Below are 20,659 nucleotides of genomic sequence, written 5' to 3' on the forward strand. Positions count from 1 at the left end.
CGCGCGCCGGCGCGCGGCCGCGTCAGTTGGCCGTCGGCCCCGCCAGCAGGTAATGCGCGGCGATGCCCGCGAACAGCACGCCGCCGAGCCAGTTGTTGTGCCGGAACGCCGCGAAGCACGGCATCCGCTCGCGGTCCTTGATCAGCGTGTAGTGATACAGCGCGCAGCCAACCGCCGCCGCCCAGCCGACCCAGTACACAAGACCGAAGCCGAGTGTCGCGCCGATCCACACGTAGATGCCGAGCGTCACCGCATAGCACGCCATCACGGCCGCGACGTCGAAGCGGCCGAACGTCAGCGCGGACGTGCGAATCCCGATCTTGATGTCGTCGTCGCGATCGACCATCGCATATTCGGTGTCGTACGCGACCGACCAGAAGATGTTCGCGATCAGCATCACCCAGGCGAGCATCGGCACCGTATCCTGCACGGCCGCAAACGCCATCGGAATACCGAAGCCGAACGCGATGCCGAGATACGCCTGCGGAATCGCGAAGAAGCGCTTCATGAACGGATACGAGCCGGCGACGAACAGCGCGACGACCGACAGCTCCTTCGTCAGCGTATTGAGCGGCTGGATCAGCAGGAACGCGATGAACGACAGCACCACCGCGATCGCGACGGCTTCCCATGCGCGGATCTTGCCCGACGTCAGCGGCCGGTCGGCCGTGCGCTTCACGTGACGGTCGAAATCGCGGTCGGCATAGTCGTTCATCGCGCAGCCGGCCGAGCGCATCAGCAGCGTGCCGAGCACGAAGATCACGAGCAGCGGCCAGCGCGGATGGCCGTCCGACGCGATCCACAGTGCGTTGAGCGTCGGCCAGAGCAGCAGCAGGCTGCCGATCGGCTTGTCCATCCGGACGAGCCGCAGATACAGGGGGAAGCGGGCAAGCATGGCGAAGCACCGGGAAGATAACCCCGGCATTTTAGAACCGACCGGCGGTTCGCGTCATGTCGGGGCAGCCCGCGCGTCTTATCAGGGGACAGATGCGCCCCGGCGCCGCCCCCACCCAGGATTCGACCCGATGCGGGCGAACCAGCCTGGGCTGGCAGTCCGGACACCCTCTGCGCGGCATCCGTTCGCGACTTGCCAGTCTGCTGCGGCGAGCGAATCGCGCCGCTCAGCCGCCTGCAGCCGACGCGATCGCGTGCAGCGCCTGCGCGACCAGCTCGGCCGCACCGCCGACGACGATCGCGGACCCGACGATGCGCCGCGCCCACTCGGCCGGCGCGCGCATGTCCAGCATCATTTGCGTCATGGTCGTCACTCCTTCGACAAAACCTTGAATCGGAAGAAAAAACGGCCGGTCGTACGACCGGCCGTTTCACGTTACAACGTGACTGCGTTACCGCATCGCGAGATTCACGCGAGGTCGAAGCGGTCGAGGTTCATCACCTTGTTCCAGGCTGCGACGAAATCGCGTACGAACTTCTCGTTCGCGTCGGCGCTGCCGTACACCTCGGCCAGCGCACGAAGCTGCGAGTGCGAGCCGAAGATCAGGTCGACGCGCGTGCCGGTCCACTTGACCTGGCCCGTCGCACGATCGCGACCTTCGAACACGTCGTTCGCGGCCGACGCCGGCTTCCACTCCGTGCCCATGTCGAGCAGGTTCACGAAGAAGTCGTTCGTCAGCGTGCCCGGACGATCGGTGAACACGCCGTGCTTCGCATCGCCGACGTTCGCGCCGAGCACCCGCAGGCCACCGACGAGCACCGTCAGCTCCGGCCCGGTCAGCGTCAGCAGCTGTGCCTTGTCGACCAGCAGCGCCTCGGCCGGCGTCTTGTACGCGGCCTTCAGGTAGTTGCGGAAACCGTCCGCAACCGGCTCGAGCACGGCGATCGCCTCGATGTCGGTCTGCTCCTGCGACGCGTCCATCCGGCCCGGTGCGAACGGCACCGTCACCGCGATACCCGCGTTCTTCGCGGCCTGCTCGACGCCAGCCGCACCGGCCAGCACGATCAGGTCGGCGAGCGACACCTTCTTGCCGCCCGTCTGCGCGTCGTTGAACGCCTTCTGCACGCCTTCGAGGGTCCCGAGCACCGTTGCAAGTGCGGCCGGCTGGTTCACGTCCCAGTCCTTCTGCGGCGTGAGGCGGATGCGCGCGCCGTTCGCGCCGCCGCGCTTGTCCGACCCGCGGAACGTCGAGGCCGACGCCCATGCGGTCGACACAAGCTGCGCAACCGACAGGCCCGACGCGAGCACCTTCGCCTTCAGCGCCGCGACGTCGGCGTCATCGATCAGCGGGTGGTCGACGGCCGGGATCGGGTCCTGCCACAGCAGTGCCTCGGCCGGCACTTCCGGGCCGAGATAGCGCGCACGCGGCCCCATGTCGCGGTGCGTGAGCTTGAACCAGGCGCGTGCGAACGCGTCGGCGAACTCGGCCGGGTTCTCGTAGAAGCGGCGCGAGATCTTCTCGTAGGCCGGATCGAAACGCAGCGACAGGTCGGTCGTCAGCATCGTCGGGCGACGCTTCTTCGCCGGATCGAACGCATCTGGAATCACCTCGTCGGCACCCTTCGCGACCCACTGGTGCGCACCGGCCGGGCTCTTCGTCAGTTCCCATTCGTAGCTGAACAGGTGCTTGAAGAAGTCGTTGCTCCACTTCGTCGGCGTCGACGTCCACGTGACTTCGAGGCCGCTCGTGATCGCGTCCTGGCCCTTGCCCGATGCGTACGTGCTCTTCCAGCCGAGACCCTGCTGTTCGATGCCGGCCGCTTCCGGCTCGGGGCCGACGTCCGATGCGGGGCCCGCGCCGTGCGTCTTGCCGAACGTGTGGCCGCCCGCGATCAGCGCCACCGTCTCTTCGTCGTTCATCGCCATCCGCGCGAACGTTTCGCGGATGTCGCGTGCCGCCGCAACCGGATCGGGGTTGCCGTCCGGGCCTTCCGGGTTCACGTAGATGAGGCCCATCTGCACGGCGGCCAGCGGGTTCTCGAGGTCACGGTCGCCCGAGTAACGGCTGTTCGGGCCGCCGCTCAGTTCCAGCCAGATCTTTTCCGAACCCCAATAGACGTCGTCCGGTTCCCACGTGTCGACGCGGCCGCCCGCGTAACCGAAGGTCTTGAAGCCCATCGACTCGAGCGCGACGTTGCCGGTCAGGATCAGCAGGTCGGCCCACGAGATGTTGCGGCCGTACTTCTGCTTGATCGGCCACAACAGCCGGCGTGCCTTGTCGAGGTTGCCGTTGTCGGGCCAGCTGTTCAGCGGTGCGAAGCGCTGTTGCCCGCCGCCCGCGCCACCGCGTCCGTCGGCGGTCCGGTACGTGCCGGCGCTGTGCCATGCCATGCGGATGAACAGGCCGCCGTAGTGGCCGAAGTCGGCCGGCCACCAGTCCTGCGACGTCGTCATCAGCGCTTGCAGGTCGCGCTTCACCGCCGCGAGGTCCAGCTTCCCGAATGCTTCCGCGTAGTCGAAATCCTGGTCCATCGGATCGGACAGCGCCGAGTGCCGGTGCAGGATGTTCAGGTTCACCTGGTTCGGCCACCAGTCCTTGTTCGACGGGCCGCTGCCTGCGGTGTGATTGAACGGACACTTCTTTTCGTTCGACATGCGTTTTCTCCTAGGCTTGCTCATGTGCCTCCACCAACCCGGCCCGGCAGCGTGCCGCGCGCGGTTCGTGGAGTGTCATTGCGGGGGTAAGAAACGGAACAGGCTGGTCCTCCTGCTTTCTACGGGATGTCGTGCGTGACCTGCGGTGCGCGTTCCCGTCGCGAAGCGCCGCAAGCGGGGCGCTCCAGGAATCGGCGACCGGCCGGCGCTACGCCGGCGGTGCGGGTGGTTTTCCGGACTTCGGACATGCAATGCTCCCTCATGGCTGGACGGCAGGTGAATCGGGGGAACACAGGACCCGCGTGCAGCGGCGCTCAGCCGCCGTACACACGGTCCGCCAGGTACGCGAACGCAATCGGGCGCAGGTTGCGGACCACGGCCCTGGCGCGAGTTACGACCTCGTCGCGCGACGGGATGTTCCGCTGCGCGTGCTGCATTACCGACCGCATCATGACATCCTCCTTTGACGCTTGCATCCAGCGTGCGAATCGGGCTGCCGATCCGGCGCCGATCCATGTAGAGCATTCTATGCAAACCTATCGATTATTTTAATTTGATTAATTTTATCTATGCGATAGGAAAAAATAAACGGGGTCGCAAGGCCCCGTCCATCGGCCGACATGCGGGCGCGCCGCACCCTGTTCAGTTCATCGTCGCCGGCATGTCGAGCTTCGCGACACCGGGCAGCTCGCACGCGGCAATCGCATCGCTGATCGCATCGATCGCGGGCATCCGCGTGAAGCTCTTGCGCCACACCAGCACGACGCGACGATCGGGCACCGGTTCGTTGAACGGCACGTACGACAGCAGCTCGGCATCGGGGCCGTTCGCGCGCGGGCCGACCTCGGCGACCGACATCCGCGGCAGCACCGTGATACCGACGCCGCTCGCGACCATATGGCGAATCGTTTCGAGCGACGAGCCCTCGAAGGTCTTCTGGATGCCGTCGGCCGTCTGCGAGAAGCGCATCAGCTCCGGACACACGCCGAGCACGTGATCGCGGAAGCAGTGACCGTTGCCGAGCAGCAGCATGGTTTCCTGCTTCAGGTCCTCGGCGTCGATCTCGTCGCGCTTCTCCCACGGATGGCCCGCCGGCAGCGCGACGACGAACGGCTCGTCGTACAGCGGCCGCACCATCAGGCCGGTTTCGGGGAACGGCAGCGCCATGATCGCCGCGTCGATCTCGCCCTGTTTCAGCAGTTCGAGCAGCTTGAGCGTGTAGTTCTCCTGCAGCATCAGCGGCATCTGCGGCACCCGCTGGATCATCTGCTTGACGAGCGTCGGCAGCAGGTACGGCCCGATCGTGTAGATCACGCCGAGACGGAACGGGCCGACGAGCGGGTCCTTGCCCTGCTTCGCGATCTCCTTGATCGCGAAGGTCTGCTCGAGCACGCGCTGCGCCTGCGTGACGATCTGGTCGCCGATCGGCGTCACGCTCACTTCGCTCGCGCCGCGCTCGAAAATCTGCACGTTCAGCTCGTCTTCCAGCTTCTTGATCGCCACCGATAGCGTCGGCTGGCTCACGAAGCATGCTTCGGCCGCGCGACCGAAATGCCGTTCGCGCGCGACCGCGACGATGTACTTCAATTCAGTCAGGGTCATTGTGGGTCAATCAGGGATATACAGGCGATAGGTTTAATTTATACACCCACTGGCACCGGTTCGCCAAGTTTCTCTGCATCGGGATGCATCGAATCTCCGTCGAATGGCGGTTTTAAATCCGACCCCGAAAGCGCGAATCAGGCCTTCAGATACTGCTCCCGCGCGCCGAGCCAGCGCGCGAGATGCTGCGTGACGATGTCGGGATACGCGACGATCAGTCGCGTCGCGGCGTCGCGAGCCGGGTCGATCAGCCAGCCGTCGGTCTCGAGGTTCGCGAAGCGCAGCATCGCCGCGCCCGACTGGCGCGCGCCGAGGAATTCGCCGGGGCCGCGGATCTCGAGATCGCGCCGCGCGATCTCGAAGCCGTCGGTCGTCTCGCGCATCGTCTTCAGCCGTTCGCGCCCCGTGAGCGACAGCGGGCCCGTGTACAGCAGCACGCACACCGACGCCGCGGTGCCGCGCCCGACCCGGCCGCGCAGCTGGTGCAGCTGCGCGAGGCCGAAGCGCTCCGCGTGCTCGATCACCATCAGCGACGCATTCGGCACGTCGACGCCGACCTCGATCACGGTCGTCGCGACCAGCAGCTGCACGTCGTTGCGCGTGAACGCCTCCATCACGGCCGCCTTGTCGGCCGGCGACAACCGGCCGTGCACGAGCCCGACCTTCAGTTCGGGCAGCGCGGTGGCCAGCGTCTCGTAGGTCTCGACGGCCGTCTGCAGCTGCAGCGTCTCGCTCTCCTCGATCAGCGGGCACACCCAGTACACCTGGCGCCCGGTCAGCGCGGCCTCGCGCACGCGGGCGATCACCTCTTCGCGCCGCGCGTCGCCGACGAGGCGCGTCAGCACCGGCGTGCGGCCCGGCGGCAGCTCGTCGATGGTCGATACCTCGAGATCCGCGTAGTACGTCATCGCGAGCGTGCGCGGAATCGGCGTGGCCGACATCATCAGCTGGTGCGGCTGGAAATCGCGCGCGCCGTTGGCCGCGTTCGCGGCCTTCGCGCGCAGCGCGAGACGCTGCTCGACGCCGAAGCGGTGCTGCTCGTCGACGATCACGAGGCCGAGCCGCGCGAATTCGACGGTGTCCTGGATGATCGCGTGGGTGCCGATCACGAGCTGCGCGGTGCCGAGCGCCGCAGCCTCGATCGCCGCGCGCTTCTCCTTCGCCTTCAGGCTGCCCGCGAGCCATGCGACCGACACGCCGAGCGGCTCGAGCCACGCGCGCAGCTTGCGCGCGTGCTGTTCCGCGAGGATTTCAGTCGGCGCCATCAGCGCGGCCTGGTAGCCGGCATCGATGGCCTGCGTGGCGGCCAGCGCCGCGACGACCGTCTTGCCGCTGCCGACGTCACCCTGCAGCAGCCGCTGCATCGGATGCGCGAGCGTGAGATCGTGCGCGATCTCGTCGACGACGCGCGACTGCGCGCCCGTCAACTTGAACGGCAGCGCCGCGTAGAGGCGCGTCGTCAGCGCGTCGGTGTCGCTCGCGGTGCGGCGCGGCATCGCCGGCGCCGCGCGCGTGCGGCGCTCCTCGTGCGCGCGCTTGAGCGACAGCTGCTGCGCGAGCAGTTCCTCGAACTTGATGCGGGTCCACGCCGGATGCGAGCCGTCCATCAGCGCGGCTTCGTCGGAATCGACGCCCGGGTGATGCAGGATGCGCACGGCCTGCTCGAGCGTCGGCACGCCGAGCGGCTTCAGGTAGTCGCGCTCGATCTCGGGCGGCAGGAGCTCGGGCAGCGGCGTGCGCTCGACCGCGTTCTCGATCGCCTTGCGCAGATACGCCTGCGACACGCCGGCCGTGCTCGGATAAACAGGCGTGAGCACCTGCGGCAGCGGCGCATCCGCTTCGACGACGCGCACGGCCGGATGCACCATCTCCATCCCGAAGAAGCCGCCGCGCACGTCGCCGCGCACGCGCAGCCGCTGGCCGACGGCCATCTGCTTGACCTGCGAACCGTAGAAATTCAGGAAGCGCAGCACGAGCTGCTCGCCGTCGTCGTCCTGGATCTTCACGACGAGCTGGCGGCGCGGCCGGTATGCGACCTCGTTGTCGAACACGACGCCTTCGGACTGCGCGATGCCGCCCGGCAGCAATTCGCCGATCGGCGTGAGCGTGGTTTCGTCCTCATAGCGCATCGGCAGATGCAGCACGAGATCGATCGAGCGCGTGAGGCCGAGCTTCGCGAGCTTGTCGACGGTCTTCACGGGTTTGTCGGCGGCCGGCTTCTTCTTGCGCTGTGCGCCGGCTGCGCCCGCTGCGTCGCCGCCCGTGCCCGGCTCGACGTCGGGCGCGGCGGCGGCCGGCTGCGCGAGCCGCCCGTCGGCGCCGCGCCGCGGGCCGGCGCGACGCGGCGCGGCATTGCGCGGCTCCGTGCCGGGCGCGGGTGACGCGGCAGCGTCCGCGTCGAACGGATCGGCGGAATCGGCGGAATCGGCAACGGCGGCGGTAGAACGGCGTGGTGACACAGGCATCGGATCGTCTGGGTGCTTCGCAAGGCAAGTACAATAGCGGCTTTCACGTCGTCCGAACGAACGACGCCGGCCAGGCCGCGCATCCCGCCATCATAGCGGCTCGCGCGCCCCATTTATGCGTTTCCGCCCTGTCGGCGGCGCCCGCCGGCCGTTTCTAACCAGCCCGCATGTTCACGCTTTCCGATTTCGATTTCAATCTGCCGCCCGAGCTGATTGCGCAAACCGCGCTGCCGGACCGCACCGCGAGCCGCCTGCTCGAGGTCGACCGCACCGTCGAGCCCGCACGCCTCGTCGACCGCCGTTTCGCCGAGCTGCCGTCATGCATCGCGCCCGGCGACCTGCTCGTGTTCAACGATACCAAGGTGCTGAAGGCGCGGTTCTTCGGCCAGAAGGCCAGCGGCGGCAAGATCGAGGTGCTGATCGAGCGCGTAACCGGCACCCACACGGCGCTCGCGCAGATCCGCGCGAGCAAGTCGCCGGGCGCCGGCACGACGCTGCGCCTCGCCGACGCGTTCGACGTGACGGTCGGCGAGCGCGTCGAGCCCTTCTTCACGCTGCACTTCCCGGAGCCGTGCCTCACGCTGATCGAGCAGCACGGCCGCCTGCCGCTGCCGCCGTACATCGAGCACGACGCCGACGCGAACGACGAGACGCGCTACCAGACCGTCTACGCGAGCAACCCGGGCGCGGTCGCAGCGCCGACGGCCGGGCTCCATTTCGACCAGCCGCTGCTCGACCAGCTCGACGCGATGGGCGTCGAGCGCGCGACGCTGACGCTGCACGTGGGCGCCGGCACGTTCCAGCCGGTGCGCGTCGAGAACATCGCCGAGCACAAGATGCACAGCGAGTGGTACGACCTGCCGCAGTCGCTCGTCGACAAGATCGCCGCGACCCGCGCGCGCGGCGGCAACGTGATCGCGGTCGGCACGACGTCGATGCGCGCGCTCGAAGCCGCGGCGCGCGCCGCCGACGAAGCAGGACGCCCGCTCGCGGCGACACAGGCCGAGACCGACATCTTCATCACGCCCGGCTACCGTTTCCGGGTCGTCGACCGGCTCGTCACGAACTTCCACCTGCCGAAATCGACGTTGCTGATGCTGGTGTCCGCGTTCGCGGGCGTCGAGACGATCCGCGCCGCGTACCAGCACGCGATCGACGAACGCTACCGCTTCTTCAGCTACGGCGACGCGATGCTGCTCACGCGCCGCGACACGCCGGAAGCGCCGCGCGCGTAAGCGCGGCAGGCGCGCCGGCCCGCGCCGCGCGCGGCCGCCGTCGCGCCGCGGCACCCCGTTTTCCCGCTGTGCGCGCCACGCTGGCGCGCACCCGCTTTCCCCGCCGCCGGGCGCCCGGTGGCGTTTCCAACATGCGCCGGACTGTTCTCCGGTGGCAAGGAGAATGACGCGATGACCGAAGGTTCATCCCACGATATGCACGCCCCCGTGCAAGACCGCCCCGCCAACGGGCTCGAATTCGAACTGCTGACGACCGACGGCCATGCGCGCCGCGGCCGCGTGAAGCTCAACCACGGCGTGGTCGAGACGCCGATCTTCATGCCGGTCGGCACGTACGGCACCGTGAAGGCGATCCAGCCGCGCGAGCTGCACGAGATCAAGGCGCAAATCATTCTCGGCAACACCTTCCACCTGTGGCTGCGCCCCGGCCTCGACACGATCGACGCGCACGGCGGCCTGCACGGCTTCATGGGCTGGAACAAGCCGATCCTGACCGACTCGGGCGGCTTCCAGGTGTTCTCGCTCGGCGACCTGCGCAAGATCACCGAGGACGGCGTCACGTTCGCGTCGCCGATCAACGGCGACAAGCTGTTCCTGTCGCCGGAAGTGTCGATGCAGATCCAGAAGGTGCTGAACTCCGACATCGTGATGCAGTTCGACGAATGCACGCCGTACGCGACCAACGGCGTGCCGACGACGCACAAGGAGGCGGCCGACTCGATGCGCATGTCGCTGCGCTGGGCGAAACGCTCGCTCGACGAGTTCGACCGGCTCGGCAACCCGAACGCGCTGTTCGGCATCGTCCAGGGCGGGATGTTCGAGGACCTGCGCGACGAATCGCTCGCCGGCCTGTCGGAGCTCGGCTTCCACGGCCTCGCGATCGGCGGGCTGTCGGTCGGCGAGCCGAAGGAAGACATGATGCGGGTGCTGCAGCACGTCGGCCCGAAGCTGCCCGCCAACAAGCCGCACTACCTGATGGGCGTCGGCACGCCGGAGGACCTGGTCGAGGGCGTCGCGAACGGCATCGACATGTTCGACTGCGTGATGCCGACCCGCAATGCGCGCAACGGCTGGCTGTTCACCCGCTTCGGCGACGTGAAGATCCGCAATGCGACGCACAAGAACTCGCTGAAGCCGCTCGACGCGAGCTGCGGCTGCTACACGTGCCAGAACTTCTCGCGCGGCTACCTGCATCACCTGCACCGCGTCGGCGAAATCCTCGGCGCGCAGCTCAACACGATCCACAACCTGCACTACTACCTGCAGCTGATGAGCGAGATCCGCGACGCGATCGAGACCCATACGTTCGACGCGTTCCGCCAGCGCTTCGCGGAGGACCGCGCAAGAGGCGTCGACTGACGGGCCGGCAACCCGCACCGCGGCCCGTCGCATGGGACGAGTACTAAATTGCTCGTTCCCAATACCGGTCACGACCGCCAAACATTACAATTGCCTTTCCAAACGCGTTACAACAATGCCGGTTCATGCTTTAACAGCTTGATCCGAAAGCGCATTTGCTGCGCCGTTTGCGCATGGGGCCGGTGGTAGAATAACCGGCTTATTTTTCGATCTTCCCCTACGGAGAGACCAACGTGCCGTTCATTTCCAATGCCTTCGCGCAAGGTGCCGGTGGCGCCGAATCGAGCCTGATGAGCTTCCTGCCGCTCATCCTGATGTTCGCGGTGCTCTACTTCATCATGATCCGCCCGCAGATGAAGCGCCAGAAGGAACACCGCAACATGCTCGCGGCCATGGCGAAGGGCGACGAAGTCGTCACGAGCGGCGGCCTCGTCGGCAAGGTGACGAAGGTCACCGAAGGCTACATCGGCGTGGAAATCGCCGAAGGCACCGAAATCACCGTGCAGAAGGCTGCCGTCACGACCATTCTGCCGAAGGGCACGATCAAGTCGCTGTAAGGCTTTCACCGAGCGTCCGGCTCCCCGCGCCGTGCCTGCCTGAGAGAGCGGGTCGCCGCGGCGCCGGACGCGACGCTTTCACGCCAACCACCCGTTCGGCTCCCTCATGAATCGTTACCCACTCTGGAAATATGTCGTGATGGTCGTGGCGCTCGCCATCGGCTTTCTGTACACATTGCCCAACTTCTTCGGCGAAGCGCCGGCGGTGCAGGTGTCGAGCGGCAAGGCCACGGTCAAGCTCGACTCGACCACGCTGACCCAGGTCGAATCCGCGCTCGCGTCCGCGCAGGTCAAGCCGGACGACATCACCTTCGAGAACACGGCGTCCAACGCGAACATCCGCGTGCGCCTGAAGGACACCGATACGCAGCTGCGCGTCAAGGACCTGCTGCAGAAGTCGCTGAACGCCGATCCGAACGATCCGCAGTACGTCGTCGCACTGAACCTGCAGAGCGCGTCGCCGCGCTGGCTGACCGCACTGCACGCACTGCCGATGTATCTCGGCCTCGACCTGCGCGGCGGTGTCCACTTCCTGCTTCAGGTCGACATGACGGGCGCGCTCACGAAGAAGCTCGACTCCGACGCGTCCGACGCGCGCACGCTGCTGCGCGACAAGAACATCCGCGACGGCGGCGTGAGCCGCGTCGACCAGTCCGTCGTCGTGAACTTCAGCGATGCGCAGACGGCGGAAGACGCCCGCAAGGTGCTCGCCGCGTCGGTCACCGAACTGCAATGGGCGACCCAGCCCGGCGGCGGCGGCACGCAGGTCGTCGGCACCTTCACGCCGGCCGTGCAGAAGTCCGTCGAGGACGCCGCGCTCAAGCAGAACCTGACGACGCTCCACAACCGCGTGAACGAGCTCGGCGTGTCGGAACCGATCCTGCAGCAGCAGGGTAACGACCGTATCGTCGTCGAACTGCCGGGCGTGCAGGACACCGCGAAGGCGAAGGACATCATCGGCCGCACCGCGACGCTGGAGGCGCGCCTCGCCGATCCGATCAACACGCATCCGAACCCGAACGACCCCGTGCCGCCGGGCGAGGAACTGTTCACGCAGGGCAACCAGGCGCCCGTGCTGCTGAAGAAGGAAGTGATCTTCACCGGCGACCGCATCATCGACGCGTCGGCCGGCTTCGACGAACACCAGCGTCCGTCGGTCAACATCCGCCTCGACTCTGCGGGCGGCCGCTCGGTGCGCACGGTGTCGCGCGACAACATCGGCAAGCCGATGGCGATGGTGCTGTTCGAGAAGGGCAAGGGCGAAGTGCTGACGGTCGCGACGATCCAGTCGGAACTCGGCGACCGCTTCCAGATCACGGGCCAGCCGACGCCGCAGGCCGCGGCCGACCTCGCGCTGCTGCTGCGCGCCGGTTCGCTCGCCGCACCGATGGACATCATCGAGGAACGCACGATCGGCCCGAGCCTCGGCGCGGACAACATCAAGATGGGCGTCCACTCGGTGATCTGGGGCTTCTGCGCGATCGCCGTGTTCATGATCGCGTACTACATGCTGTTCGGCGTGATCTCGGTGATCGGCCTGTCGGTGAACCTGCTGCTGCTCGTCGCCGTGCTGTCGCTGATGCAGGCGACGCTGACGCTGCCGGGTATCGCGGCAATCGCGCTCGCGCTCGGTATGGCGATCGACTCGAACGTGCTGATCAACGAGCGCGTGCGTGAAGAACTGCGCGCCGGCCAGCCGCCGCAGCTCGCGATCCAGTCCGGTTACGCGCATGCGTGGGCGACGATTCTCGACTCGAACGTCACGACGCTGATCGCCGGCCTCGCGCTGCTCGCATTCGGCTCGGGCCCGGTTCGCGCGTTCGCGATCGTGCACTGCCTCGGTATCCTGACGTCGATGTTCTCCGCCGTGTTCTTCTCGCGCGGGATCGTCAACCTCTGGTACGGTGGCCGCAAGAAGCTGAAGTCGCTCGCGATCGGTCAGGTGTGGAAGCCGGAAGGCGCCACGGCCGGTGCCGCCGGCGCATCGTTCGCCGCGGCCGACGAATCGACCGACACCGCACGCGCCGCGAAGCTCGCCGCACCCGCGCAGGGCAACGCACCGCGCGCCGGCAAGCCGCAGTTGCGCAATCGCGCGCAGCAAGGCGTGTCGCCGAAGAAACCGGGCTCGACCCAATAAGGCCCCGGAGACGAAGCCATGGAATTTTTCCGCATCCGTAAAGACATTCCGTTCATGCGGCACGCGCTGGTGTTCAACGTGATCTCGCTGGTCACGTTCCTCGCCGCCGTGTTCTTCCTGTTCCACCGCGGGCTGCACCTGTCCGTCGAATTCACCGGCGGTACGGTGATCGAGGTGCAGTACCAGCAGGCCGCGCAGCTCGAACCCGTGCGCGACACGCTCGGCAAGCTCGGCTACGCCGATGCGCAGGTGCAGAACTTCGGCACGTCGCGCAACGTGCTGATCCGCCTGCAGCTGAAGGAAGGCCTCACGTCCGCGCAGCAGAGCGACCAGGTGATGACCGCGCTGAAGGCGCAGAGCCCCGACGTGTCGCTGCAGCGCGTCGAGTTCGTCGGCCCGCAGGTCGGCCGCGAGCTCGCGACCGACGGTCTCCTCGCGCTCGCGTGCGTCGTGATCGGCATCGTGATCTACCTGTCGTTCCGCTTCGAATGGAAGTACGCGGTCGCCGGCGTGATCGCCAACCTGCACGACGTCGTGATCATTCTCGGCTTCTTCGCGTTCTTCCAGTGGGAGTTCTCGCTGGCGGTGCTCGCGGCGATCCTCGCGGTGCTCGGCTACTCGGTCAACGAGTCGGTCGTCATCTTCGACCGGATCCGCGAAACGTTCCGCCGCGAACGCAAGATGAGCGTGCAGGAAGTGATCAACCACGCGATCACGACCACGATGTCGCGTACGATCATCACGCACACGTCGACGGAAATGATGGTGCTGTCGATGTTCTTCTTCGGCGGCCCGACGCTGCACTACTTCGCGCTCGCACTGACGGTCGGCATCATGTTCGGCATCTACTCGTCGGTGTTCGTCGCGGGCTCGCTCGCGATGTGGCTCGGCATCAAGCGCGAAGACCTGATCAAGGAAAAGAAGACCGCGCACGATCCGGACGATCCGAACGCGGGCGCGCAGGTGTAAGCGCCACGCCGTTTCGGCTGATACCGGAAGGCCGGTCCGACAGGACCGGCCTTTTTTCATGCGCGCGCCGCCCCCTCTTCCGCCGGCGCGACGGCACGCAGCGCCGCCGCTTCACGACCAACTGGCCCGACTACGCAATGCCGGTCATGCCCGGGCTGGACCCGCTCGCGCCGCTGCAGGCCGCCGACTGGCAGCTCGGGCAAGCGCTCGCTGCGCTCGCCGGTCGCCCCGTGCGGAGCGTCGCTGCACCCGGACAACTGATGCCGGCACAGCCGGCATGCGAGCGCGTCGCCCCCTGACGACGCATCGCCGCGCGCACCGTCACCGGAACCCGAAGCGCCGGCGCAGCACGATCAGCGCCGCGAGGCTCAGCACGGCCGCGAACATCAGGTAGAAGCTCGGCGCGGTCTTCAATCCGGTCGCGCGAATCAGCCACGCGATGATGAACGGCCCGAAACCGCCGAAGATCGTCACCGCGACGTTATACGCGAGCGACATCCCGGTCGTGCGCGTCTGCACCGGAAACACCTCGGACAGCAGGCCCGGCAGCGCCGCGAAATAGCCGGTCATCAGGAACGCGAGCAGCACCTGCAGCGCGATCAGCGTGCCGAACCCCGGATGCGCGACCAGATACGCGAACGCCGGGTAGATCAGCACGAGGATGCCGACGGCCGGCGCGAGCATCACGCGCACGCGGCCATAACGATCCGACCAGTGGCCGACGAGCGGCGCGAACGCCATCTGGATCACGCCGACCACGAGGATCGCCGCGAACGCGGCGGACGGCGCGAGGCCGAGCTGCTTCACGCCGTAGGTCGGCATGAACAGCACGAGATAGGTCGCGACGGTGCCGAGCACGACCACGCCCATCGCGGCGACCAGGCGCGCCTTGTGCGACGCGAACGTGTCGCGCAACGGGCTCGCGGTGCTTTCGGCCGCAAGGAACTCGGGTGTCTCGTCGACCTTCGAGCGGATGTAGTACGCGACGGGCCCGAGCAGCAGCCCGAAGAAGAACGGGATGCGCCAGCCCCACGCGGCCATCTGGTCGGTCGTGAGCTGCGCGTTCAGCACGGTGCCGAAGCCGGCGGCGAGCAGCGTCGTGAGCCCCTGGCTCGCGACCTGCCAGCTGGCGAAGAAGCCGCGCCGGCCGGGCACGTGCTCGGCCAGGAACGCGGTCGCGCTGCCGAACTCACCGCCCGCCGAGAAGCCCTGCATCAGCCGCGCGGCGACGAGGATCAGCGGCGCCGCGACGCCGATCGTCTGGTAGGTCGGCAACACCGCGATCACCAGCGTGCCGGCCATCATCAGCAGGATCGACAGCGTGAGCGCGGCCTTGCGGCCTGCGCGGTCGGCGTACGCGCCGAGCACGATCGCGCCGAGCGGGCGCATGAAGAACGACACGCCGAACGTGCCGAGCGTGAGCAGCAGCGACACGGTGTCGTTGCCGGCCGGAAAGAACAGCTTCGAGATCGTCACCGCGAAGAAGCCGTAGACGACGAGGTCGAACCACTCGAGCGCGTTGCCGATCGACGCGGCGACCACCGCGCGCCACACGCGCGGCGACGCGGCAACGGAGCTGGACTGCGTGACGGCATGCATCGGCGAACTCCTTGTCGTTGTACGTTCTGTCCGACGCGTCGGGTTCCGCGCCGCGATTTGTGCCGACGATTATAGGCGCGCAAAAAAAACCGCCGCGCCCCCTCGAAGGGAGCGCGGCGGCTGGCACGCGACGGGCCGGCGGCGTGACGCGACGGCCGGCCCGGCCGGGCGCGTTACTGCTGCTTGACGGCTTCGGCCGTGATCAGCAGCTTCGTCTTCATCTTGAAGCCGTACTGCTTGCCGTAGTCGAGGCCGAAATCGTCGCGGCTGAATTCGCCGACCGCGTCGACGCCGCACACTTCACGCTTGAGCATCGGATGCGGCATGCACTTGAACCCGTCGATCTTCAGCGTCAGCGGCTTCGTGACGCCATGCATCGTCAGGTTGCCGACCACCGACACCGGCTTGTCGCCGTCGAACTTGATCGTGCCCTTGTAGTTCGCCTGCGGGAACTTGGTCGCGTCGAAGAATTCGGCCGTCTGCAGGTGCTCGTCGAGCTTTGCGCTGCCCGTGTGGATCGACGCGATGTCGGTCGTCACGTCGACCGTACCCGTCTTCGCCGCGCGGTCGAGCGTCACGCTGCCGCTCGACTTGTCGAACTTGCCGCGCCAGACCGACAGGCCGCCGAAGTGGTCGGCCTCGAAGCTCGGGTACGTGTGGCTCGGATCGAACTGGTACGTCGCGCTGTCGGCGAATGCCGAGAACGACAGCGATGCGGCCAGTGCGCCCGCGGCGATGATCAGATGCTTTTTCAACTCTTTCTCCTTGAAACAGCGCCGCGCCCTCGCGCGGCATTCGGGTGATGCGGGAACCCGTCGCTTACTTCGTGGCGACGAGATGGAACTTGATCTGCACTTCGTCCGCGACGATCGACGTGTCCTTCCACTCGCCGGTGCCGACGTTGAACGCCGAACGCTTGATCGGCAGCACGCCGTCGAAGGTCTGCGTTGCGCCGCTCTGCGTGACCGTGACGGGCACCGTGACGGTCTCGGACTTGCCCTTGATCGTCAGCTTGCCGGTCACGTTGTACTTGTTGCCGCCGGCCGGCGCGATCGTCGACGACGCGAAGGTCGCCTGCGGATACGCCTTCGCGTCGAACCAGTCCTTGCCCGTGACCTGCTCGTTGTACATCTTGTCGCCGAGGTCGAAGCTCGCGATATCGATCGCCATTTGCGCGCTGCCCTGCGCGGCCTTGGCCGGGTCGAACTTCACCTGCGCGGAGAACTTCTTGAACGCGCCTTCGGTCGGCACGTTCATCTGCTTCGACACGGCGGACACCTTGCTCTTCGCGAGATCGACATCGGCGTGCGCCGCGCCCGACGCGACAAGTGACACCGCGGCGAACGCGGTCAGCATGGAGCGGGAGAAAGACACTTTCATGGGATCCTTCATTTGGCAAAGGGAAGCATCCGCGACAGCAGGCCGTCGCGGTCCAACAGCTGGTGCTTGATCGCCGCGAGCACGTGCAGCGAGACGAGTGCAAGCAAAATGTAATTCAAAGACACGTGCAGCGTCTTGAAGGTTTCCTTCAGCACCGGATCGGGATCGATCAGGCGCGGCAGCGGCACGATGCCGAGGTAGACGACCGGGATGTTCGCCGCCGAGCTGTACAGGTAGCCCGTCACCGGAATCACGAGCATCAGCAGGTACAGCAGGCCGTGCACGCCATGCGAGACCGCACGCTGCCACGCCGGCGTATTGCCCGGCAGCGCCGGCGCCGCGTGGGTTGCCCGCCACAGCACGCGGATGGCGGCCAGCACGAACGCAGTCACGCCGATCCACTTGTGCCACGAGAAGTACTTCAGCTTCGTCGGCGTGAAACCGGGGATGTCCGTCATCACCCAGCCGAGCGCGAAGCCGCAGACGATCAGCAGCGCGATCAGCCAGTGCAGCGCGATCGCGGTCTGCGTGTAACGTGCCGGCGTGGCCGGCAGCGAATTCGAAGCCATCTTGGATTCCTCAGTTGAGCGAACGGCTGCGCCGGTAAATTCATCCGACGCTTGTCAAGGGCGCCATGCTACCGCAACCTTTTGACCCGCGCGGACTCTGAGGACAGGCGCGCCAGCCGGCTGTCACGTTCCCGCCATGTTACCGATCGGTCACGCAGCAACCGAACGTTGACACGTCGAAAAAGCCGTTTTGGTAAGATTGGCGCGGGTTTCGGCCCCCCCGACGCGTTCCCCCGCCCGTCGCACAACCGCTTTTCCCATGCAACGACACGACCTGATTGCCTGCCACGAATGCGACGCACTGTTGCATAAACCGCGCCTTGGCGGCCGCGAAATCGCGCGCTGCCCGCGGTGCGACGCGCTGCTCTATCGCAACAGCACCACGCAGATCGAGCGGATCTGCGCGCTCGCGGTCGCGGCGCTGGTCACGTTCGTGATCGCGCAGGCGTTCCCGATTCTGGAAATGGACCTGAACGGCACCCGCGTGCAGACGACGCTGATCGGTGCGGTCGAGACCCTGTGGCAGCAGGACATGGCGATCGTCGGCGTGATGGTGTTCTGCTCGACCATCCTGTTCCCGCTCGTCGAGATGGCCGCGCTGCTCTACGTGCTGCTGCCGATTCGCCGCGGCATCGTGCCGCCCGGTCTCAACCTGGTGCTGCGTACGATCCAGCTCGTGCGGCCGTGGGGAATGATCGAAGTATTCATGCTCGGCATCGTCGTCACGATCGTGAAGATGGTGAGCCTCGCGCGCGTCGTGCCGGAGGCCGCCCTGTTCGCGTTCGGCGCGCTCACGCTGATGATCGCCGTCGTGCTGATGTTCGATCCGCGCACGCTATGGGACATCGCCGACGACCTGCGCGCCCGGCGCACGCCGGCACGGCCCGACACCGCCGCACCGCTGCCGGAAGCGCCCCGCCGATGACCATGCCGACCGCCGCCCGCGAGGGCTACGCCAGCTGCCACGCATGCGGGCTCGTGCAGACGATCGAGCACCCGCATGCGCATTGCGCACGCTGCGGCAGCGCGCTTCATTTCCGCACGCCGAACAGCATCATGCGCACGTGGGCACTGCTGATCGCGGCCGCGATCCTCTATATCCCGGCGAACCTGCTGCCGATCATGCGCACGTCGTCGATCGTGGGCTCGCAGGAAGACACGATCATGAGCGGCGTCATCTACTTCTGGACGTCCGGCGACTGGCCGCTCGCGCTCGTCGTGTTCGTCGCCAGCATCCTCGTGCCGATGCTCAAGCTCGGCGTTCTGACGATCCTCGTCAGCAGCGCGCAGCGGCGCGCCGCGTGGCGACCGCTGCAGCGCACCCGGCTGTTCCGGATCGTCGAGCGGATCGGCCGCTGGTCGATGCTCGACATCTTCGTCGTGACGCTGACCGTCGCGCTCGTCCATTTCCGTTCGCTCGCCGTGATCACGGCCGGCCCCGGCGCACTCGCGTTCGGCTCGGTCGTGATCCTGACGATGCTCGCGTCGATGCAGTTCGATCCCCGCCTGATCTGGGATCCAGTCGAAACCTCAGGGAAACACCATGAATAGTCCGCAAGGCCCGCAGCACGACGCGTCCCGGCCGCCCGATCCGACGATCTCGACGAAAAGCGGCTGGCTGCCGTCGCTCGTCTGGCTCGTGCCGCTGATCGCCGCGCTGATCGGTATCGGCCTCGTGATCAAGTCCGTGCGCGAGCGCGGCCCGGAAATCTCGATCAGCTTCCACAGCGCGGAAGGGCTCGAGCCGGGCAAGACGCAGGTCAAGTACAAGGACGTCGAGATCGGCATGGTCAAGACGATCAAGCTGTCGAAAGACCTGTCGCGCGTGCTGGTCCAGGTGCAGCTGAAGAAGGAAGCCGAGGACTTCGCGATCAAGGGCTCGCGCTTCTGGATCGTGCGTCCGCGCATCGGCGCGACCGGCGTGTCGGGGCTCGGCACGCTGCTGTCCGGCGCGTACATCGGCGTCGACGCCGGCCACGGCCAGGACACGCAGACCGACTTCACGGGCCTCGAAACCCCGCCGGCCGTGACCGGCGACCAGAAGGGCACGCAGTACGTGCTGCGCGGCGATTCGCTCGGCTCGGTCGACATCGGCTCGCCCGTCTACTACCGCCGCGTGCAGGTCGGCCAGGTGGTCGGTTTCTCGCTCGACAAGGACGGCACCGGCGTCACGTTCAACGTGTTCGTCAATGCGCCGTACAACCAGTACGTCGGCGTGAACTCGCGCTGGTGGCAGGCAAGCGGCGTCGACCTGCGGCTCGATTCGAGCGGCCTGAAGCTGAACACGCAGTCGCTCGCGACGGTGATCCTCGGCGGCATCGCGTTCCAGACGCCGCCGAACCAGGACAGCGGCGCGACGGCGCCCAACAACACGACCTTCCGCCTCGGCTCCGACGAGACCGACGCGATGCGCGATCCGGACGGCCAGCCGCTGCAGGTCGTGATGAACTTCAACCAGTCGCTGCGCGGGCTCGCGGTGGGCGCGCCGGTCGACTTCCGCGGCATCGTGCTCGGCGAAGTGACGAACATCGGCATCGACTTCGATCCGAAGACCAAGAACTTCCTGATGCCGGTGACGATGAACGTGTATCCGGAGCGGCTCGGCCGGCGCTTCCGCGAAACCATCGAGAGCAAGGGCGAACCCGCCCGCCGCGAGATCGTCGAGCGCCTGGTCCGGCACGGGCTGCGCGGCCAGCTGCGCACCGGCAACCTGCTGACGAGCCAGCTGTACGTCGCGCTCGACTTCTTCCCGAAGGCGCCGACCGTGACGATGGACTCGGCGCGCCAGCCGCTCGAGCTGCCGACCGTGCCGAACACGCTCGACGAGCTGCAGCTGCAGGTCGCCGACATCGCGAAGAAGCTCGACAAGGTGCCGTTCGACCAGATCGGTGCGAACCTGAACAGCGCGCTGTCGAACGCCGACAAGCTGTTCAAGCAGCTCGACACGCAGGTCGCGCCGGAAGCGCGCGACACGCTGTCGGCCGCGAAGCAGACCTTCTCGACCGCCGAGGCGACGCTGCAGCAGGATTCGCCGCTGCAGTCCGACGTGCGCGGCGCGCTGAAGGAGCTCACGCGCACGCTGCAATCGCTGAACGCGCTCGCCGACTATCTGGAGCGCCACCCCGAATCGCTGCTCAAGGGCAAGCCAGGAGATCAACAATGACGACGACACGCGTAAACGGTCTCGCGAGCGCTGCGGCGGCAGTCTGCGCCGCATTCGCGCTCGCCGCGTGCAGC

General features: G+C 67.0%; 19 protein-coding genes. 9 read left to right on the forward strand and 10 right to left on the reverse strand.

From position 1 onward, the window contains the following. Positions 1 to 22 precede the first annotated feature (22 nt). The 6 genes from ubiA to recG form a co-directional block, all read right to left on the reverse strand. Entirely contained in the window at positions 23 to 895 is an 873-nt protein-coding gene (gene ubiA / locus PI86_RS14005; protein ID WP_039323468.1) for a 4-hydroxybenzoate octaprenyltransferase, read from the reverse strand. 226 nt (positions 896 to 1,121) lie between these two features. After that, positions 1,122 to 1,259, reverse strand: coding sequence for a hypothetical protein (locus PI86_RS17490; RefSeq protein WP_014898033.1), 138 nt, complete (start codon positions 1,257 to 1,259; stop codon positions 1,122 to 1,124). 104 nt (positions 1,260 to 1,363) lie between these two features. Continuing rightward, positions 1,364 to 3,550, reverse strand: coding sequence for a catalase/peroxidase HPI (gene katG, locus PI86_RS14010; protein WP_039323471.1), 2,187 nt, complete (start codon positions 3,548 to 3,550; stop codon positions 1,364 to 1,366). A 314-nt stretch (positions 3,551 to 3,864) separates the two neighbouring features. Beyond that, the gene (locus PI86_RS17495; protein WP_014898035.1) at positions 3,865 to 4,002 is read right to left on the reverse strand and encodes a hypothetical protein; all 138 of its coding nucleotides are present in this window, start codon (positions 4,000 to 4,002) and stop codon (positions 3,865 to 3,867) included. A 190-nt stretch (positions 4,003 to 4,192) separates the two neighbouring features. Then, the gene (locus tag PI86_RS14015; protein WP_006476864.1) at positions 4,193 to 5,152 is read right to left on the reverse strand and encodes a LysR substrate-binding domain-containing protein; all 960 of its coding nucleotides are present in this window, start codon (positions 5,150 to 5,152) and stop codon (positions 4,193 to 4,195) included. Positions 5,153 to 5,289: 137 nt separating this feature from the next. Next, positions 5,290 to 7,617: an ATP-dependent DNA helicase RecG gene (recG, locus tag PI86_RS14020; protein ID WP_039323476.1), complete on the reverse strand. Its 2,328-nt coding sequence runs from the start codon at positions 7,615 to 7,617 to the stop codon at positions 5,290 to 5,292. Between the two features lie 167 nt (positions 7,618 to 7,784). Here recG and queA point away from each other — a divergent pair, with 167 nt between their 5' ends. The 6 genes from queA (at position 7,785) to PI86_RS17395 (ending at position 14,173) form a co-directional block, all read left to right on the forward strand. Continuing rightward, positions 7,785 to 8,852 (forward strand): tRNA preQ1(34) S-adenosylmethionine ribosyltransferase-isomerase QueA, encoded by a 1,068-nt coding sequence (gene queA, locus PI86_RS14025; RefSeq protein WP_039323479.1) that lies wholly within the window; start codon positions 7,785 to 7,787, stop codon positions 8,850 to 8,852. A gap of 171 nt (positions 8,853 to 9,023) precedes the next feature. Continuing rightward, positions 9,024 to 10,211 carry a tRNA guanosine(34) transglycosylase Tgt gene (tgt, locus tag PI86_RS14030; protein WP_014898038.1) on the forward strand — a complete coding sequence of 396 codons (1,188 nt, stop codon included), beginning with the start codon at positions 9,024 to 9,026 and terminating at the stop codon, positions 10,209 to 10,211. A 233-nt stretch (positions 10,212 to 10,444) separates the two neighbouring features. Continuing rightward, positions 10,445 to 10,768 carry a preprotein translocase subunit YajC gene (yajC, locus tag PI86_RS14035; RefSeq protein WP_006476868.1) on the forward strand — a complete coding sequence of 108 codons (324 nt, stop codon included), beginning with the start codon at positions 10,445 to 10,447 and terminating at the stop codon, positions 10,766 to 10,768. A 106-nt stretch (positions 10,769 to 10,874) separates the two neighbouring features. Next, positions 10,875 to 12,905 carry a protein translocase subunit SecD gene (secD, locus tag PI86_RS14040; RefSeq protein ID WP_039323485.1) on the forward strand — a complete coding sequence of 677 codons (2,031 nt, stop codon included), beginning with the start codon at positions 10,875 to 10,877 and terminating at the stop codon, positions 12,903 to 12,905. Positions 12,906 to 12,923: 18 nt separating this feature from the next. Next, positions 12,924 to 13,874 carry a protein translocase subunit SecF gene (secF, locus tag PI86_RS14045; protein WP_014898040.1) on the forward strand — a complete coding sequence of 317 codons (951 nt, stop codon included), beginning with the start codon at positions 12,924 to 12,926 and terminating at the stop codon, positions 13,872 to 13,874. A 146-nt stretch (positions 13,875 to 14,020) separates the two neighbouring features. After that, on the forward strand, positions 14,021 to 14,173 hold the full coding sequence (locus PI86_RS17395) for a hypothetical protein (RefSeq protein ID WP_162531626.1): 153 nt from the start codon (positions 14,021 to 14,023) through the stop codon (positions 14,171 to 14,173). A gap of 22 nt (positions 14,174 to 14,195) precedes the next feature. On the opposite strand, the gene PI86_RS14050 is transcribed toward PI86_RS17395, so the two are convergent. The 4 genes from PI86_RS14050 to PI86_RS14065 form a co-directional block, all read right to left on the reverse strand. After that, positions 14,196 to 15,473 (reverse strand): MFS transporter, encoded by a 1,278-nt coding sequence (locus tag PI86_RS14050; protein WP_039323489.1) that lies wholly within the window; start codon positions 15,471 to 15,473, stop codon positions 14,196 to 14,198. Positions 15,474 to 15,646: 173 nt separating this feature from the next. Further along, positions 15,647 to 16,228: a YceI family protein gene (locus PI86_RS14055; RefSeq protein ID WP_014898043.1), complete on the reverse strand. Its 582-nt coding sequence runs from the start codon at positions 16,226 to 16,228 to the stop codon at positions 15,647 to 15,649. 64 nt (positions 16,229 to 16,292) lie between these two features. Continuing rightward, entirely contained in the window at positions 16,293 to 16,853 is a 561-nt protein-coding gene (locus PI86_RS14060; protein WP_039323493.1) for a YceI family protein, read from the reverse strand. Between the two features lie 8 nt (positions 16,854 to 16,861). Next, the gene (locus PI86_RS14065; protein ID WP_014898045.1) at positions 16,862 to 17,422 is read right to left on the reverse strand and encodes a cytochrome b; all 561 of its coding nucleotides are present in this window, start codon (positions 17,420 to 17,422) and stop codon (positions 16,862 to 16,864) included. Between the two features lie 259 nt (positions 17,423 to 17,681). Between PI86_RS14065 and PI86_RS14070 the strand changes: the two genes are divergently transcribed. The 3 genes from PI86_RS14070 to PI86_RS14080 are packed head-to-tail and all read left to right on the forward strand — an operon-like array spanning position 17,682 to position 20,585. Next, a complete protein-coding gene (locus PI86_RS14070; protein ID WP_039323497.1) occupies positions 17,682 to 18,347 on the forward strand; it encodes a paraquat-inducible protein A in 666 nt (221 codons plus the stop codon). Beyond that, entirely contained in the window at positions 18,344 to 18,973 is a 630-nt protein-coding gene (locus PI86_RS14075; protein WP_039323500.1) for a paraquat-inducible protein A, read from the forward strand. The genes PI86_RS14070 and PI86_RS14075 overlap by 4 nt, the downstream gene beginning before the upstream one ends. Beyond that, positions 18,966 to 20,585: a PqiB family protein gene (locus PI86_RS14080; protein WP_039323503.1), complete on the forward strand. Its 1,620-nt coding sequence runs from the start codon at positions 18,966 to 18,968 to the stop codon at positions 20,583 to 20,585. Before PI86_RS14075 ends, PI86_RS14080 begins: the two co-directional genes overlap by 8 nt. The last annotated feature ends 74 nt before the right edge of the window (positions 20,586 to 20,659 follow it).

The sequence above is a fragment of the Burkholderia sp. A9 genome (assembly GCF_000801975.1).

Bases quoted from the DNA above. Each gene is read 5' to 3' on its own strand.
- secD (WP_039323485.1), top strand. From the start codon at position 10,875: ATGAATCGTTACCCACTCTGGAAATATGTCGTGATGGTCGTGGCGCTC.
- PI86_RS17495 (WP_014898035.1), bottom strand. From the start codon at position 4,002: ATGATGCGGTCGGTAATGCAGCACGCGCAGCGGAACATCCCGTCGCGC.
- PI86_RS14080 (WP_039323503.1), top strand. From the start codon at position 18,966: ATGAATAGTCCGCAAGGCCCGCAGCACGACGCGTCCCGGCCGCCCGAT.
- PI86_RS17490 (WP_014898033.1), bottom strand. From the start codon at position 1,259: ATGACGCAAATGATGCTGGACATGCGCGCGCCGGCCGAGTGGGCGCGG.
- PI86_RS14070 (WP_039323497.1), top strand. From the start codon at position 17,682: ATGCAACGACACGACCTGATTGCCTGCCACGAATGCGACGCACTGTTG.
- PI86_RS17395 (WP_162531626.1), top strand. From the start codon at position 14,021: ATGCCCGGGCTGGACCCGCTCGCGCCGCTGCAGGCCGCCGACTGGCAG.
- PI86_RS14075 (WP_039323500.1), top strand. From the start codon at position 18,344: ATGACCATGCCGACCGCCGCCCGCGAGGGCTACGCCAGCTGCCACGCA.
- PI86_RS14015 (WP_006476864.1), bottom strand. From the start codon at position 5,152: ATGACCCTGACTGAATTGAAGTACATCGTCGCGGTCGCGCGCGAACGG.
- queA (WP_039323479.1), top strand. From the start codon at position 7,785: ATGTTCACGCTTTCCGATTTCGATTTCAATCTGCCGCCCGAGCTGATT.
- katG (WP_039323471.1), bottom strand. From the start codon at position 3,550: ATGTCGAACGAAAAGAAGTGTCCGTTCAATCACACCGCAGGCAGCGGC.
- secF (WP_014898040.1), top strand. From the start codon at position 12,924: ATGGAATTTTTCCGCATCCGTAAAGACATTCCGTTCATGCGGCACGCG.
- tgt (WP_014898038.1), top strand. From the start codon at position 9,024: ATGACCGAAGGTTCATCCCACGATATGCACGCCCCCGTGCAAGACCGC.
- PI86_RS14050 (WP_039323489.1), bottom strand. From the start codon at position 15,473: ATGCATGCCGTCACGCAGTCCAGCTCCGTTGCCGCGTCGCCGCGCGTG.
- PI86_RS14065 (WP_014898045.1), bottom strand. From the start codon at position 17,422: ATGGCTTCGAATTCGCTGCCGGCCACGCCGGCACGTTACACGCAGACC.
- recG (WP_039323476.1), bottom strand. From the start codon at position 7,617: ATGCCTGTGTCACCACGCCGTTCTACCGCCGCCGTTGCCGATTCCGCC.
- PI86_RS14060 (WP_039323493.1), bottom strand. From the start codon at position 16,853: ATGAAAGTGTCTTTCTCCCGCTCCATGCTGACCGCGTTCGCCGCGGTG.
- ubiA (WP_039323468.1), bottom strand. From the start codon at position 895: ATGCTTGCCCGCTTCCCCCTGTATCTGCGGCTCGTCCGGATGGACAAG.